Source organism: Paraburkholderia sp. CNPSo 3076 (assembly GCF_026343935.1).
Taxonomy (GTDB): Bacteria; Pseudomonadota; Gammaproteobacteria; order Burkholderiales; family Burkholderiaceae; genus Paraburkholderia; species Paraburkholderia nodosa.
Genome location: NZ_JAPMAL010000071.1, coordinates 1 through 13,413, shown reverse-complemented (window position 1 = coordinate 13,413; position 13,413 = coordinate 1). Strand labels below are relative to the sequence as shown.

The window sequence follows — 13,413 nt, the reverse complement described above, 5'->3', positions numbered from 1 at the left end:
ACGTCGCGTCACGCTCGATGCGGCGTGCGCTGCGCACGCTTATTCCTGCCTTGGCGGCCGCGACTTCCTGCGGATGGTGTTTGCGCTTGTTCATGTAGAGGCGAACCTGTTGGTCGGTGATGCGGGTTCCAGACATGTGCTGACCGCTTCTTCTTTAAGAATCGATCAGCCATCCTATTTCCCCGCCGACGCGGCGCCGCCGGTGGTTCGTCGCCTCCGGCGGCTACGCCGCCTCCGACTCCTCACCACCGGCCAAAACCAACGTCAACGACCGGCCAAGCTAATTGTCGCCGCCCACTCTGCGATTCCACTTAAAAACTCGCGGATCCTGTCCGAACGAATGAGGCCACCTTTGCCGTACAGGCCAGCCAAACGCTCACTGGTGAAACGCATTTGCCACGTTGTGATGAAACGCGAATCGCAACGCAATTCGGCCATGATCGCCGCACGCGAGGTACCTTCGTCGAGTAGCAAGATCAACCGCGCACGCCTTACCTGCCCAACGGCCATCGTGCGGCTGCGCTGCATCGACATTAGTTCTTCGCGCTCGGTCTCACTCAGATTCATTTTGCCCATGCACTATTAGATCAGTGCAATTTCATTGGTTCAATGGACTGATATGACTTCACGTGTCAATGGAGATCGGTTTTCAGCTTCTCGAGTACATGTCATGTGAATTTCCTGAGGGCGACGTAGCAGTAAATCTCGACGGTGGGTCACACTGATATTCGCGGGTTGGCTACCGCATTACAGAGGTCCGCCCGACGAGCCTGCCGCTATCTAGGCTCGCAAATCGGATGTTGTCCGTTGCGTAGTCCACTCGCGGGTTACTCGCGTGCCGGGCTACGCCGCCTTCAGGAAACTCTTCCTCCAGTGGTTAGGGTGAGGTCAAGTGGGTTCAGGTGTTGCATTACGCCGCTTGCACCTCGCGCGGTACAGCGAGCGACATCGCCAGTAGGCTGATGTCCCAGATGAACCCGCTGAGTTCGCGGGCGACGGCGACCACCGCAATGTTCTTCTCGTTGCCACGGGCGACGAGTTTGCGATAACGCCGGCACAGTCGCACCTGCGCGTCCCAGGCGCGATCGACGATGGGCTTGGGGATGCCTTCATGTCGCCGCTGGATCTCGGGGCTGACACGTGCTAGGTGCCGGTAACTCCAGGCGGCCTCGACTAGCAACTTTCTTGCATAGCTGTTACCCGTCTTGGTGATGCTGCCTTGGCGCCGTTTGTTGCCGGAGGAATGTTCTGACGGGGTAACGCCTAGCCAGGCCATCAGCTGGCGCGGGTGCGCGAAGCGCGAGAGATCGCCTAGCTCGGCGAGTATGCCCACGGCCGTAGTGAACTGCACACCGCGCATTGTCTGCAGGGCCAGCACGGCAGGATAGAAGCGCCAGTTGAGGACCGCCTCGCGCAGGGCGGCTTCGAGACGCTCGCATTGCGCGAGGCGGTCCTCAATCGTACGCCGAAGCTCGTCGAGCGCGAGTTGCTGCCAAAGGTTGTCGAATGAAAACGCGCTTATCCAGCGACGGTGCGCGGCCCTCCAGTCGGCACGGCCCACATAGCGCACGCCATGTGAGAGCAGGAAGGACTTAAGGCGTTGTCGTGCACGCTTCATATCGTCTTTGGCGCTGACCCACGCACGTGCCAGATCACGGAACGCTTCATCGTGTACGGTGGGCACGTACACGGCCGACAGGTCGCCGGTGCGGAGCAACCGCACGAGCTTGACGGCGTCGCGCCGGTCGGTCTTGACGCGCTCGCCGGGCTTTCTGGGAATCAGTGACGGTGCGCACACCATGCATTCAAATCCCTTCTGCACGAGTTGGCGGTAGAGCCCATAGCCGCACGGACCAGCTTCATAGACGATGCGTATGCGGTGTGCTTTGGACTGCAGGCGTTTGCACAGGCGATCGATGTCGGTCTGCGTCGTCCCGATCCTGCCAAGCAGTTCGACCTCGCCCGAACCGAACGCGTACGCGATCGTGATCGAGTCTTTGTCGGGTAGCAGCGGCGCATCACTGCGCCGCCGCCCCCTGAGAACCGGACGTGCGGGTCACCCCGCATCCGGCTCAAGCCATTGCTTCAGCACCATGGGTGGCACCGGGCAACCTGGCGGAGCGTTTCGCGGTTCGACGGCGGGCAAAGTGGGGATCCCATGCCGGATCAAACGGATTGGCCAGCCCCCGGATTTTGACGTGCCGTTGAATCACGACCGTTGCTGCGCGGAAGAGTTGCAGGCCGCAGGTGTCACCCTCGGTTGAACCCTTTGTCGCAAAATCCCAGAACCGGTATCCGTCGCGCCGGAAGTACCGTTGTCTGACCCACCGGGCTCCTTTCATGGGGTGTCGACGCTTCGCCCATTTCCAGAGCCATCGCCAGATGTGTGAGTCGATTGAGGAGAAAATCACTTTCGACACGACGTGACGGTGATACTGGGCCCATCCCCGGATCACAGGGTTAAGCTGGCGTATCAACGCCTCCTGCGTGGCGCTCGCGCTGTCCTTGATGATTCCCCTGGCCTTGTCAAGCAGCGACTTGATGCTCTTGTTCGCTGGCTTGATCAGCAGCTTGCCGTCGTACTTGCGCACGTTCTGGCCGAGGAAATCGAAACCCGCCGCTATGTTCGTGATCCGGGTTTTCTCTTCCGAGAGTTCCAGACCCCGATCCGCCATGAACTGCCTGACTGCCGGAAGCACCCGGGATTCCAGCACATCTTTCGACACGCCAGTTACCACAAAGTCATCGGCATAGCGGACGACGTTGAGCTGAGCCTTTCTGCGGACAAGTGTGGATGTTCCCACACTTGCATCTACTGCTGCTTCAAGCCCATCCAACGCCATATTCGCGATCACGGGCGAAATGACACCCCCTTGGGGTGTACCCGCCTGGGACTCGAACAGGGTTCCCTCATCGATATATCCGGCCTGAAGCCACTTGCGCAGAACCTCCTTATCCATCGGTATGTTCTCCAGAAACCAGGAGTGACTGAAGTTGTCGAAACAGCCTCGAATGTCACCCTCCAGAATCCATTCTGGCGAAGCACGTTTGGCCAGAACGTTGAAGCACTGTTCGATGGCATCGGCGGTCGAGCGTTCGGGCCGAAAGCCGTAGGAATTGGCGTCTGCCAGGGTCTCCGCGACGGGTTCCAGAGCGAGCTTCCATAAAGCCTGCATCGCACGGCACCGCATACACGGGATTCCTAACGGACGCTTTTTTCCATTACTCTTGGGAATGTAGACACGCCGCAGCGGCATCGCTCGATAGCCTCGATGACGTAGCGACAACATTCCTTTCCACCCGGCCGCCGGTGATGACCAGACCCTGCCGTCCACCCCCGGCGTTCTCTTGCCGCGATTCTCCGTCACACGCTTGACGGCGAGCATCTTGCCGCCATGCGAGCGGGTCAGCAGACGTTGCAATGCTTTCACCTTGCCCCATCGGCCTTCCCGGACGGCCTTGGCGATACGGGCCTGAAGTCGTTTCACCTCTGCTTCGATGTGAAGCCATTTTGCACGGTCCCACATCTGTGCAGCGCCCGAGGGCGCACCAGCGTCAGGCGCTTTCGCGTCCACTGCCGTCATCTGCTTTCCCTCATATAACGATTGGTCAAGGTTATCTCGCCATGAATGACCACGCGGAAGTCTGCCCGCTTTCGCGTCGGGCAATGTCTCAGCCCGTATCCCGACCATTACAGCCGGGCGTTCGCTTTCTCCGCGCTCCTCTACCCACCGCGCCAACAGCGTTCCTTGCGGTTCGCCTGCCGTTGCCGGCAGCGCGATGGGCTTACCCTGTTCCGCATGAATTTCCGAGCGGGGCGGACCCTTCCTATTCGCCGGCGGCTTGTCGTCCATGGTGGCCCAGTACACGAGGACCACTCCACACCGCGTACCGTTTTGGTCCACGCCTGTCAGCACGTTTGGCTTGCTACTGGTGACGACGTTTATCGGAAGTTCACATATGTTGGTCGTACCCGCCCATCTCTTGCTCCTCTCCGGCTTCGTGCTGGCAGATTCCGCCTCTCCTCGCGGTTCGGCGTACCGGTTGCCCGGTGGCTACGTTGTCCCCAGAGCTTCACACCGAGCTGTTACCGGCTCGGCATGTCCGGGTAGGGAACGGTTGATGGAACAACCGGTTTCATCAGGTCATACCTTCTCCAGTGAAACAGAAACTCAAGCGACTTTCAGGTCGCACGTGAACGTCCAGACCGACGTATAGCGTGATATCGTGTTCCATGCTTTGCGACACGTGTCGCCGTCTGCCGGACGTAAACCGGTTGAGGTATTGGATGGCACTGCACGAGATGATGCGCAAACAGGCCGCGCTCCCGACACCAGCCGTTCAATGCATCGTCCACCAGGCCGTGGCTCTCGTGCAAGGCCATCAGGCGTTCTTCCAGCGACCAGTCTTCCGGACGTCCTGCATGTCCAGAACTCGAGCTCCGGTTCGCGGCGGTGGTGCCTCTCATCCAATTCCTTAATGTCAGTACGTTCACATTCAATTCGTCAGCCACGGCTCCAACCGTTCGGCTCCCGCGCTGCAGGACCTTCGACAGCGCCCGCTCCTTGAACTCAACAGAATACGTTTGTTTCGTCTTCAACTTGCACCTCTGACTCTTCTTGATAAGAAAGTTCAGAGGCGACAACTACTATGACGCCGGGGGGTTGATGATCTGACTCAAGAAACGCCCCTGATTCGGGCCAAGAGCGACCAATAAAATCCTGAGCGGACGCAGCTCTCGTGTCAGCCATGAATCTGTCAAATGATTCGATATGGGAATCCACGCGCTGCGCGTATGCGGGCATTGTCCATGTCAATATCCCGGCCAAACACACAGAAGACACATACTGAATTGTGTTTGCAAGTCTACCGAGTTGTTTGCCGTTGCCGGGATTTACAGCGGGGAATCCTTGTATGCTGAGGTAAATAGACCGCGTCGACATATAATTTTCCTTGGAGTTAACCTTTTTGCTAGGCAGATATGGAATTACAGTCGCCAGCTCCTTGGGGCGCTTCAAGGTCGATGCAATAATTGTACGCGCTCAGCCACGGAATAATTGCTCAAATGCCCTTCACGAGCGGCCTGGCGGCGTGCTGCCGTAATGAGTGCCTTGTTGCGTGGAGGGGCGGACGGTGCGCTGACCTCCTTATCCAGCGCATTACCGCTGCAACGCGGACAGGACGCCAACGAATTGGCGCGTACGAGTGTCTCGAACCGTAAATTGCAGTTGCGGCATACATAGTCGTAAAGAGGCATGAGACGTTTTCCTCAATGCGCAAGGTTGTGCGACGGAGCATCATCGGCGAAACGCGACGATTCGCGCATGGCGTTTTTGAGTCGGTCTACCGTTAGCAGCAGCTGTAGTCCAAAATCCGTGGCCATGTCGAAAGCAGTTCGCCCATCTGGCGCGACCAAGCTGTCACTCGCACCAAGGGATATTAGCAACCACATGACGTCGACTCTGCCGCTGGCTGCTGCCTGCATCAGGCATGTGACGTCGTGCGCATTGGCATGATCGACATTAAGACCGGCACTGACCAACAGTAGAATCGGCTCGGGTGTTCCGTATAGACATGCGTACCATAGCGCATCGTTTCCGTTGTCGTCGAGCGCACGGACGGGTGCACCTTCGTCGAGCAACGCGGCGACGATACGGTATTCCCCATGCATCGCCGCGAGCATCAGCGGCGTTATGCCGTCAACGCTGCAGGAATGGGCATCCGGGAAGTCGTGCGCCGACAGCCATCTAGCGACTGACGAACGTGCACGAGTTTGCCGACCTTCATCAGCGTGCGGGAGGCTTTGACCGTTCCCATTTCGACGGGCGGCAGCATCGATTAGCAATGCCATGGAAATTCTCCAGTTAGATTGCGTGAGCGTTGTGATAGATTGCGTGCATGGGGCGTCCTCATGAGGAGGCACCGTGGCGAAACACAACTTAAACCGGTCTGTTTTCGTTAGGATCACGGACTGGACCCATCAGTTCGAGTCCCTGCGCGTAACTGATGGAATCGAAACACAAGTCGAACTTCGACCCTGCGTCGGCGACCGCATCGAGTTTTCCCGCGGTGTCCTTTTTCTTCAGCTCTGCCTTATCGAGATACAGGAGCTCAAGTGTTTCGTTGTAGACCGTCGATTCCACGATAGGCAGGACATAGAATACCGCGCCCTGATAGTGCGCCTGATAGCGACTCGAAAGATCGATGTTGTCGCAGAACAGAAAGTACTTTCCGTTTGGCGAGAGTGCGTCTCCCAACACTTCGGCGACGTCTTTCAGATGTTCGAAACTCAATAGCCACCCCGCGAAAAATAAGAGATGCGGGTCGCCGAGGTCGGCCACTGCGGTGACCTGCTCGCAAGACAGCTCAGGCGGGCGGGCTTCGTCAGCGAGTTGCGGTCCGAAGCGCAGCGCGAGTTCGCCGCGAAAACCGATGCGCCGAGGCGTACTGGTGGGGCCCTTGAACACTGCATTGAGTAAACGGCCCTCGAGCTGCAAGCGGGCGAAAACAGTCTGGTCAAGTTCCTTGTCGATAGTCATATCGTTCATTAGGTTTTCCTCTCAAGTTTGAATAGCTTGTGAAATGGCAGTGACAGTTCGTATTTGGTCGAGAAGCATGGGGTTTCGCTTGCAACTTCCGTACCACCAATCCCTCTCTTGCTGGTCCACTGCCATTGACCGAGGCGGGCCGAAAATGGTGGTGCAAACCTGGTTTGCGACAACAACGCACGGTTTGTCAGGAAGCCGACGCTGCGAACATCGGTAGGCGGCATGCCGGCACGCTTGCTGAAAGCGCGATTTGCAAAGCATTTCAACGACTCTGGAGCGTTGGCATAGAAACTGCTCTATAGCGATTCGCGCGGACACCATCCGGCCGATGCGTGACTCCACAGAAGAAGATCATATGGACACTGCACGCTGAGCACATGATCGCGGCTTTGCAGCCTTGATTGGCAACCTTGGTTTAATCCTTCTATCTCAATGGAGTACCACGATGGCTCAACTTCGGCAGATCGCTTTCTACGGAAAGGGCGGAATTGGAAAATCGACCACGTCGCAAAACACGCTCGCGGCGCTCAGCGACCTCGGGCAAAAGATCCTCATTGTCGGCTGCGATCCGAAGGCAGACTCGACACGGCTGATACTGCATGCGAAGGCGCAGGACACAATTCTCTCTCTCGCGGCGGAAGCCGGCTCTGTGGAGGACCTCGAACTCGAGGATGTCATGAAGATTGGCTACAAAGACATACGCTGTGTGGAGTCGGGCGGTCCTGAGCCAGGTGTCGGCTGCGCGGGTCGCGGTGTGATTACATCGATTAATTTCCTGGAGGAGAATGGCGCCTACGACGGAGTGGACTACGTCTCATACGATGTGCTGGGCGACGTGGTGTGCGGAGGCTTTGCAATGCCAATTCGCGAGAACAAGGCACAGGAGATTTATATCGTGATGTCAGGCGAGATGATGGCTATGTACGCTGCAAACAATATCTCAAAAGGGATTCTCAAGTACGCCAACAGCGGTGGTGTGCGTTTGGGCGGCCTCATTTGCAACGAGCGCAAGACCGACAAGGAACTCGAGCTTGCCGAATCGCTCGCAGCGATGCTCGGCACACGTCTGATCCACTTCGTGCCGCGCGACAACATCGTGCAGCATGCGGAACTACGCCGCATGACGGTGATTGAGTACGCGCCAGAGAGTGTACAGGCCGCCCAGTATCGCGCGCTTGCAGAGAAGGTGCATAACAACGCTGGCAATGGCGTGATCCCAACGCCGATCACGATGGACCAACTCGAAGATCTCCTGATGGAAAAAGGAATCATGGCGCAGGTCGATGAGTCGAAAGTTGGCAAGACAGCGGCTGAACCGACCGCCTGACGGCTGCGGGGATGACGGTTGCCGTGCGGCGTACGGCAACCGATTCCGGCAATCATATTTCTCCACTTATGGATATGCAATGACCGAAACGGTTGAAGAACGTAAGGCAGCTAACAAGGCTCTCATTGATGAAGTGCTACGAGCTTACCCCGAAAAGATGGCGAAGCGGCGGGCCAAGCATTTGGGCACTTTCGAGCAGGGTAGGCCGGACTGTGGGGTGAAGTCCAACATAAAGTCGCTGCCTGGTGTGATGACGATTCGCGGCTGCGCATATGCCGGTTCGAAGGGCGTGGTCTGGGGACCGATCAAGGACATGATTCACGTCAGTCACGGACCGGTCGGCTGCGGCCAGTATTCGTGGGGTTCGCGCCGTAATTATTATGTCGGAACAACCGGAGTCGATACGTTTGTGACGATGCAGTTCACTTCTGACTTTCAGGAGAAGGACATCGTGTTCGGTGGCGACAAGAAACTCGACAAAATCGTCGATGAGATTCAGGAGCTGTTTCCGCTCAACAGAGGCATATCGGTTCAAACCGAATGCCCGATCGGTCTAATCGGCGATGACATCGAGGCAGTCTCGAAGAAGAAGAGCGCTCAGTATGGCGGGCACACAATCGTACCCGTACGCTGCGAGGGATTTCGCGGCGTATCGCAGTCGCTTGGGCATCATCTCGCGAACGATGCGATTCGCGATTGCGTGTTCGACCGGGTCGATCCGAATAAACATTCCGCGCTCGAGTCAACTCCGTACGACGTTGCGATCATCGGTGACTACAATATCGCTGGCGACGCGTGGTCAAGCCGCATTCTCCTTGAGGAGATGGGTTTGCGCGTTATTGCGCAGTGGTCGGGCGATGGTACGCTCGCTGAACTGGAGAATACGCCGCGCTCAAAGCTTAACCTGCTCCACTGCTACCGGTCGATGAATTACATCAGCCGGCATATGGAAGAGAAGTATGGTGTTCCTTGGCTGGAATACAACTTTTTCGGTCCTACCATGATTGAAAGGAGCCTGAGAGAGATCGCGTGCCGATTTGACGACACGATCAAGACCAATGCCGAGAAGGTGATCGCCAAATACCGCCCGCTGATGGATGCGGTGATCGCGAGATATAAACCACGCCTCGAGGGTAAGAAAGTGATGCTCTTTGTAGGCGGCCTTCGCCCGCGCCACGTCATCGGGGCGTACGAAGACCTCGGCATGGAAGTCGTTGGCACCGGCTACGAGTTTGCCCACAACGATGACTATCAGCGCACTACACATCACATTCACGACGGCACGCTAATTTACGACGACGTGACCGGATACGAATTCGAGCAATTCGTCGAACGCATGCGGCCGGACCTCGTCGGTTCAGGAATCAAGGAAAAGTACGTCTTTCAGAAGATGGGTGTTCCGTTCCGCCAGATGCACAGTTGGGATTATTCAGGACCGTACCACGGCTACGACGGATTCGCGATCTTTGCGCGCGACATGGACATGGCAATTTCGAGTCCTGTCTGGACTCTTTCCAAGGCGCCGTGGAAAAAAGCAGCGTGAAGCAGGCGGCCCGTTGGCGATACGGCCGTGTCGCCGGAAGGCTCTCCAGGAAATCGATTCAGGAGCGAGTCATGCCCCAATCAAGCCACAACATTCTCGATCACGAGCTGCTCTTTCGCGAGCCGGAATATCAGGCGCTTTTGCGCAACAAGAAGCAAAATTTTGAGTTCAACCATCCTGATGAGGCAGTGAGGGAGGTTGCCGAATGGACAAAGACTGAAGACTACAAGCAGAAAAACTTCGCGCGCGACTCGCTAACCATCAATCCAGCGAAGGCCTGCCAGCCTCTGGGGGCGGTATTCGTGGCAAACGGCTTTCATAAAACACTGCCGTTCGTGCACGGCTCTCAGGGCTGCGTGGCCTATTATCGCTCACACTTTTCGCGGCACTTCAAGGAGCCGACGTCGTGCGTGAGTTCGTCAATGACCGAAGACGCGGCGGTCTTCGGGGGCCTCAATAATATGATCGACGGTCTGGCGAATGCATACAACCTTTATAAGCCCGAGATGATCGCCGTATCCACGACCTGCATGGCAGAGGTCATCGGTGACGACCTCGATGCATTCATCAAGAATAGTAAGCAGAAGGGGAGCGTTCCGCAAGACTACGATGTGCCGTTCGCTCATACGCCCGCGTTTGTCGGCAGTCACGTGACGGGTTACGACAATGCTCTACTGGGCATTCTCAAACACTTCTGGGACGGCAAGGCCGGTACCGCAACACCACTCATACGTGTGCAGGATGAGAGCGTAAACTTTATCGGTGGCTTTGACGGTTTCGTGGTGGGCAACATCAAGGAGGTTCGACGTATCTTCGATCTGTTCGGCGTGAGCGTCAACATCATCTGCGATCCTTCCGACACATGGAATACACCGACGGATGGCGAATTCCGCATGTATGAGGGTGGGACCACGAAGGAAGAAGTTGAACGTGCACTGAATGCGAAAGCAACGTTCATTTTCCAGGAGTATTGCTGCGAAAAGACGGCGAAGTTTATCGCGGAACACGGCCAAGAGGTAATTGTGCTTAATTCGCCAGTCGGCGTTGCTGGTACCGACCATTTCCTCATGGAGATATCGCGTGTCACGGGCCAACCGATTCCACCTGAACTGGAAAGGGAGCGGGGGCAACTCGTTGATGCAATCGCGGACAGTCAGGCTATTCTCCATGGCAAACGCTATGCACTCTACGGCGATCCCGATCAGATGCTAGGTTACACGCGATTCCTGCTCGAGCTCGGTGCAGAGCCGGTGCATGTTGTGTCGACAAACGGTAACGACGGCTGGGCAGAGAAGGTCAAGGCGTTGTTGGACGCGTCGCCGTACGGTGCGGGATGCAACGCCTATCCGAAGCGCGATCTCTGGCATCTGCGCTCGCTGCTATTTACCGAACCAGTCGATTTCCTGATCGGCAACACTCATGGGAAGTACTTGGAGCGTGATACGGGGACACCGCTAGTGCGACTCGTGTTTCCGATTTTTGACCGGCACCACTATCACCGTTTTCCGACGTGGGGGTATGAGGGAGGATTGCGCGTTCTATTGGCATTACTGGACGAATTCTTCGAAAGGCTCGATGCGAGTACGGTCGATATTGCAAAGACTGATTACAGTTATGACATTGTTCGCTGATGGCAGAATGGTTGTTGCCTAGGCTTGGTTTGCCCAGCCCCTCGACGTGGGCGATCGTGCGCGGCCGCTCGGCAGAGCGCGGTCCGCACGACTTTTTGACTAGTTGTCCACAGCACCCAGGTATGGCCGCGCTCCGTCGTCCGATTCACATCTATCCTCTAATACTACTGTGTCATATAAGTAACTGCGCGATCTACTGTCGTACAGCAAGAAAGCCATCGTTGCATGAGCCCTTGTCCAAGCAGGATGCGCAATGTAGTAATGGAATCAGGAACGTGGCGCTGAGCGCGCTGGACTGCCCCGGGGGATGTAATCCGAGGGAAGGGCAGGCAGCGCGCGTTCAAGGAAGTTTTTTTTACCATGTCCACCTGATTGCATTCTGAGTCGTTGAGCCATCAGAAACCCATACGCAGCGATACTCAGTGTGGCGTGATGGTGAAAGCCACGCCAGCCTCGTCCTTCATAATGACCGAGCCCGAACTCCTGCTTCAGGTCCTGATAGTCGCGCTCGATGCGCCAGCGCATTTTGGTCACGAACACGAGCTGCTCGAGGGTCGCCTCTTCGGGGGCCGTAGTGAGAAAGTATTTGAGCGGCTCCGTATCGCCAGCAGGCCATTCAATGAGCAGCCATTCTTCGTCGCGAACGGTACTTCGCCAATTGTCGCGATGTGCGGGACGGACCCGCACGGCGGCAAAGCGTGAGGAAAGTGCTGCGTTGCTACCTTCCCGCCAGGTCACGGTCTGCCAGGCGTTTGCGGGCAGTTGCATAGCCAGTTCCTTCACTGCGAGCGGTTCATGGCCGGGCGCGCGGCGTAACAATGTCGGGGGTTTGTAGCGCCCGCTCCAGGGCTTGGGCGGAAGCGGCGCCGTACCGTGTGCCCATACAGAGGTGCCCGGCCGGATCCCTACCGCATACAACAAACCCAGTTCAGTTACGCCTTCCCGAAAAGCGGTTTCGTCGCCGTACCCGGCATCGGCGAGCACAATGCCCGGTCCAATACCGGATGCGACAGCCTCGCGGAGTTGGGCCAGCGCAATCTGTGGCTTGGTTTCGAAGGCGAGATCGTCGGGGATGCCCGCACGACGCGCTCGCTCCCGGTCTTCAATCCATTCCTTGGGGACATACAGCTGCCAGGCAATTGGCAGGCTGCCGCGTTGCGTCGCGATCGACAGGCTCACGGCGATCTGGCAGTTATCCTGTTTGCCCAATTGCCCGCAGTATTGCCGCGCTACGCCGACCGAATGCTTGCCTTTCTTCGGGAAGCCCGTGTCGTCAATAATCCAGTAATAGCCAGTCTCTTCAGCAGCGTGCAGGCCTAACGCGGGCATCACCCATTCTCGTACCCGCTGCAGGACCGCCCGGTCAGACCATTCTGCCTTGGCCACAAAATGGTGGAGTGACTGATGTTTCGCACTCGCGTGAAGTGGGTCAATATGCGCGGCCATCGGCTCGACGCTCTTGCGTGACAATGGCATCACCAAGCCCGAACAGTAACCCTTGAGGCCGGCATGGCGATCGGCGTGCCCTAACGCCTGCGCCAGATGATTCAGATACTCGTCAAATTCATCGACATCTTCTCTCATCACGATCGCCCGAAATATGTATTATTCAATACTACCAGGTATCGTTTCGCTGCAGATGTTTTTTCTGACACAGTAGTACTAACAGGTTGCGGAAATACCCCTCGACGGGAAGCGGCCTTCCACGATTTGCGCGCCCACTGCCGCTAAATCTTTCGCATTGTGCAATTTCAACGCGAATCAACCTTTTTAAAGCGCTGTGAGGCCGACTTCTGGCCTCATTGGCGCCTTTTGCCCGCCACTATGGACGGAACTGTGCCAGCGATCGCATGCGCACGAGGTTGTAGGCTGCCATGTTCAACACGAACATCTGGTCCACCTTCTTCAACCCGCGCACCATCACCTGGCGCATGCGTCCCACGGTCTTGGCCCAGCCGAAACCTTGTTCGATCAACTTGCGCTTTTGCTGCGAAATGGCGTAGCCCGCGCTCGAGGCAATCGTATCGGGCACTGCCGAACGCCGCCCCGAGGTGTTTTGCGCAACGTGCGGTGTGACCTTCATCTGTTGACACGCCTCGATGAATTCCTGGGCATCGTAACCCTTGTCTGCACCCAACGTAATTTCTACGTTCGGGTCCTCCACCGCTTGCCGTGCGTCGTGGATCATGATCTTGGCCGCTTCGCGCTCGGCATGCCCGTCGGCGCGTGTCACGCGCGCGTTGACCACCAGGCCGTGCCGGTTATCGGTCAGCGTATGGCCCATGTACCGCAATTCGCTGGCCGTTTTGCCTTTGCGATAGAGCTGCGCATCTGGGTCGGTTCTTGACTGATGTGTCTCGTTGC

General features: G+C 57.1%; 12 protein-coding genes and 1 pseudogene. 3 read left to right on the top strand and 10 right to left on the bottom strand.

Annotated elements, in window-relative coordinates:
* Positions 1-351: 351 nt before the first annotated feature.
* The 8 genes and pseudogenes from M3A49_RS40745 to M3A49_RS40710 all read right to left on the bottom strand — a co-directional run.
* Positions 352-576 (bottom strand): annotated as a pseudogene (locus M3A49_RS40745) (helix-turn-helix domain-containing protein); the annotation flags it as partial.
* Between the two features lie 334 nt (positions 577-910).
* Positions 911-2,011, bottom strand: a complete 1,101-nt coding sequence (locus M3A49_RS40740; protein ID WP_266233814.1) for an IS110 family transposase — start codon at positions 2,009-2,011, stop codon at positions 911-913.
* A 61-nt stretch (positions 2,012-2,072) separates the two neighbouring features.
* Positions 2,073-3,869 (bottom strand): group II intron reverse transcriptase/maturase, encoded by a 1,797-nt coding sequence (gene ltrA, locus M3A49_RS40735; protein WP_266233813.1) that lies wholly within the window; start codon positions 3,867-3,869, stop codon positions 2,073-2,075.
* A gap of 314 nt (positions 3,870-4,183) precedes the next feature.
* Positions 4,184-4,600: a transposase gene (locus tag M3A49_RS40730; RefSeq protein WP_266233812.1), complete on the bottom strand. Its 417-nt coding sequence runs from the start codon at positions 4,598-4,600 to the stop codon at positions 4,184-4,186.
* Entirely contained in the window at positions 4,572-5,018 is a 447-nt protein-coding gene (locus tag M3A49_RS40725) for a hypothetical protein (RefSeq protein ID WP_266233815.1), read from the bottom strand. Before M3A49_RS40725 ends, M3A49_RS40730 begins: the two co-directional genes overlap by 29 nt.
* On the bottom strand, positions 5,015-5,257 hold the full coding sequence (locus tag M3A49_RS40720) for an FmdB family zinc ribbon protein (RefSeq protein ID WP_266233811.1): 243 nt from the start codon (positions 5,255-5,257) through the stop codon (positions 5,015-5,017). Before M3A49_RS40720 ends, M3A49_RS40725 begins: the two co-directional genes overlap by 4 nt.
* A 12-nt stretch (positions 5,258-5,269) precedes the next feature.
* Positions 5,270-5,851, bottom strand: coding sequence for an ankyrin repeat domain-containing protein (locus M3A49_RS40715; protein ID WP_266233810.1), 582 nt, complete (start codon positions 5,849-5,851; stop codon positions 5,270-5,272).
* Between the two features lie 88 nt (positions 5,852-5,939).
* Positions 5,940-6,548: a hypothetical protein gene (locus M3A49_RS40710; RefSeq protein ID WP_133190979.1), complete on the bottom strand. Its 609-nt coding sequence runs from the start codon at positions 6,546-6,548 to the stop codon at positions 5,940-5,942.
* Positions 6,549-6,993: 445 nt separating this feature from the next.
* On the opposite strand from M3A49_RS40710, the gene nifH reads away from it, so the two are divergent.
* From nifH to nifK, 3 genes are all read left to right on the top strand, one after another.
* Entirely contained in the window at positions 6,994-7,875 is an 882-nt protein-coding gene (nifH, locus tag M3A49_RS40705) for a nitrogenase iron protein (RefSeq protein ID WP_266233809.1), read from the top strand.
* Between the two features lie 79 nt (positions 7,876-7,954).
* A complete protein-coding gene (nifD, locus tag M3A49_RS40700) occupies positions 7,955-9,418 on the top strand; it encodes a nitrogenase molybdenum-iron protein alpha chain (protein ID WP_266233808.1) in 1,464 nt (487 codons plus the stop codon).
* Between the two features lie 71 nt (positions 9,419-9,489).
* The gene (gene nifK, locus M3A49_RS40695) at positions 9,490-11,049 is read left to right on the top strand and encodes a nitrogenase molybdenum-iron protein subunit beta (RefSeq protein ID WP_133190985.1); all 1,560 of its coding nucleotides are present in this window, start codon (positions 9,490-9,492) and stop codon (positions 11,047-11,049) included.
* A gap of 267 nt (positions 11,050-11,316) precedes the next feature.
* Here nifK and M3A49_RS40690 read toward each other — a convergent pair whose 3' ends face one another.
* Positions 11,317-12,633 (bottom strand): IS701 family transposase, encoded by a 1,317-nt coding sequence (locus M3A49_RS40690; protein WP_266233807.1) that lies wholly within the window; start codon positions 12,631-12,633, stop codon positions 11,317-11,319.
* 238 nt (positions 12,634-12,871) lie between these two features.
* On the bottom strand, positions 12,872-13,413 hold a 542-nt coding region (locus tag M3A49_RS40685), incomplete at its 5' end, for a transposase (protein WP_266233806.1).

Excerpts from the sequence above, each read along its gene's own strand:
- M3A49_RS40720 (WP_266233811.1), bottom strand. The coding sequence starts at position 5,257 with ATGCCTCTTTACGACTATGTATGCCGCAACTGCAATTTACGGTTCGAG.
- M3A49_RS40715 (WP_266233810.1), bottom strand. The coding sequence starts at position 5,851 with ATGGCATTGCTAATCGATGCTGCCGCCCGTCGAAATGGGAACGGTCAA.
- M3A49_RS40710 (WP_133190979.1), bottom strand. The coding sequence starts at position 6,548 with ATGAACGATATGACTATCGACAAGGAACTTGACCAGACTGTTTTCGCC.
- nifH (WP_266233809.1), top strand. The coding sequence starts at position 6,994 with ATGGCTCAACTTCGGCAGATCGCTTTCTACGGAAAGGGCGGAATTGGA.
- nifD (WP_266233808.1), top strand. The coding sequence starts at position 7,955 with ATGACCGAAACGGTTGAAGAACGTAAGGCAGCTAACAAGGCTCTCATT.
- nifK (WP_133190985.1), top strand. The coding sequence starts at position 9,490 with ATGCCCCAATCAAGCCACAACATTCTCGATCACGAGCTGCTCTTTCGC.
- M3A49_RS40690 (WP_266233807.1), bottom strand. The coding sequence starts at position 12,633 with ATGAGAGAAGATGTCGATGAATTTGACGAGTATCTGAATCATCTGGCG.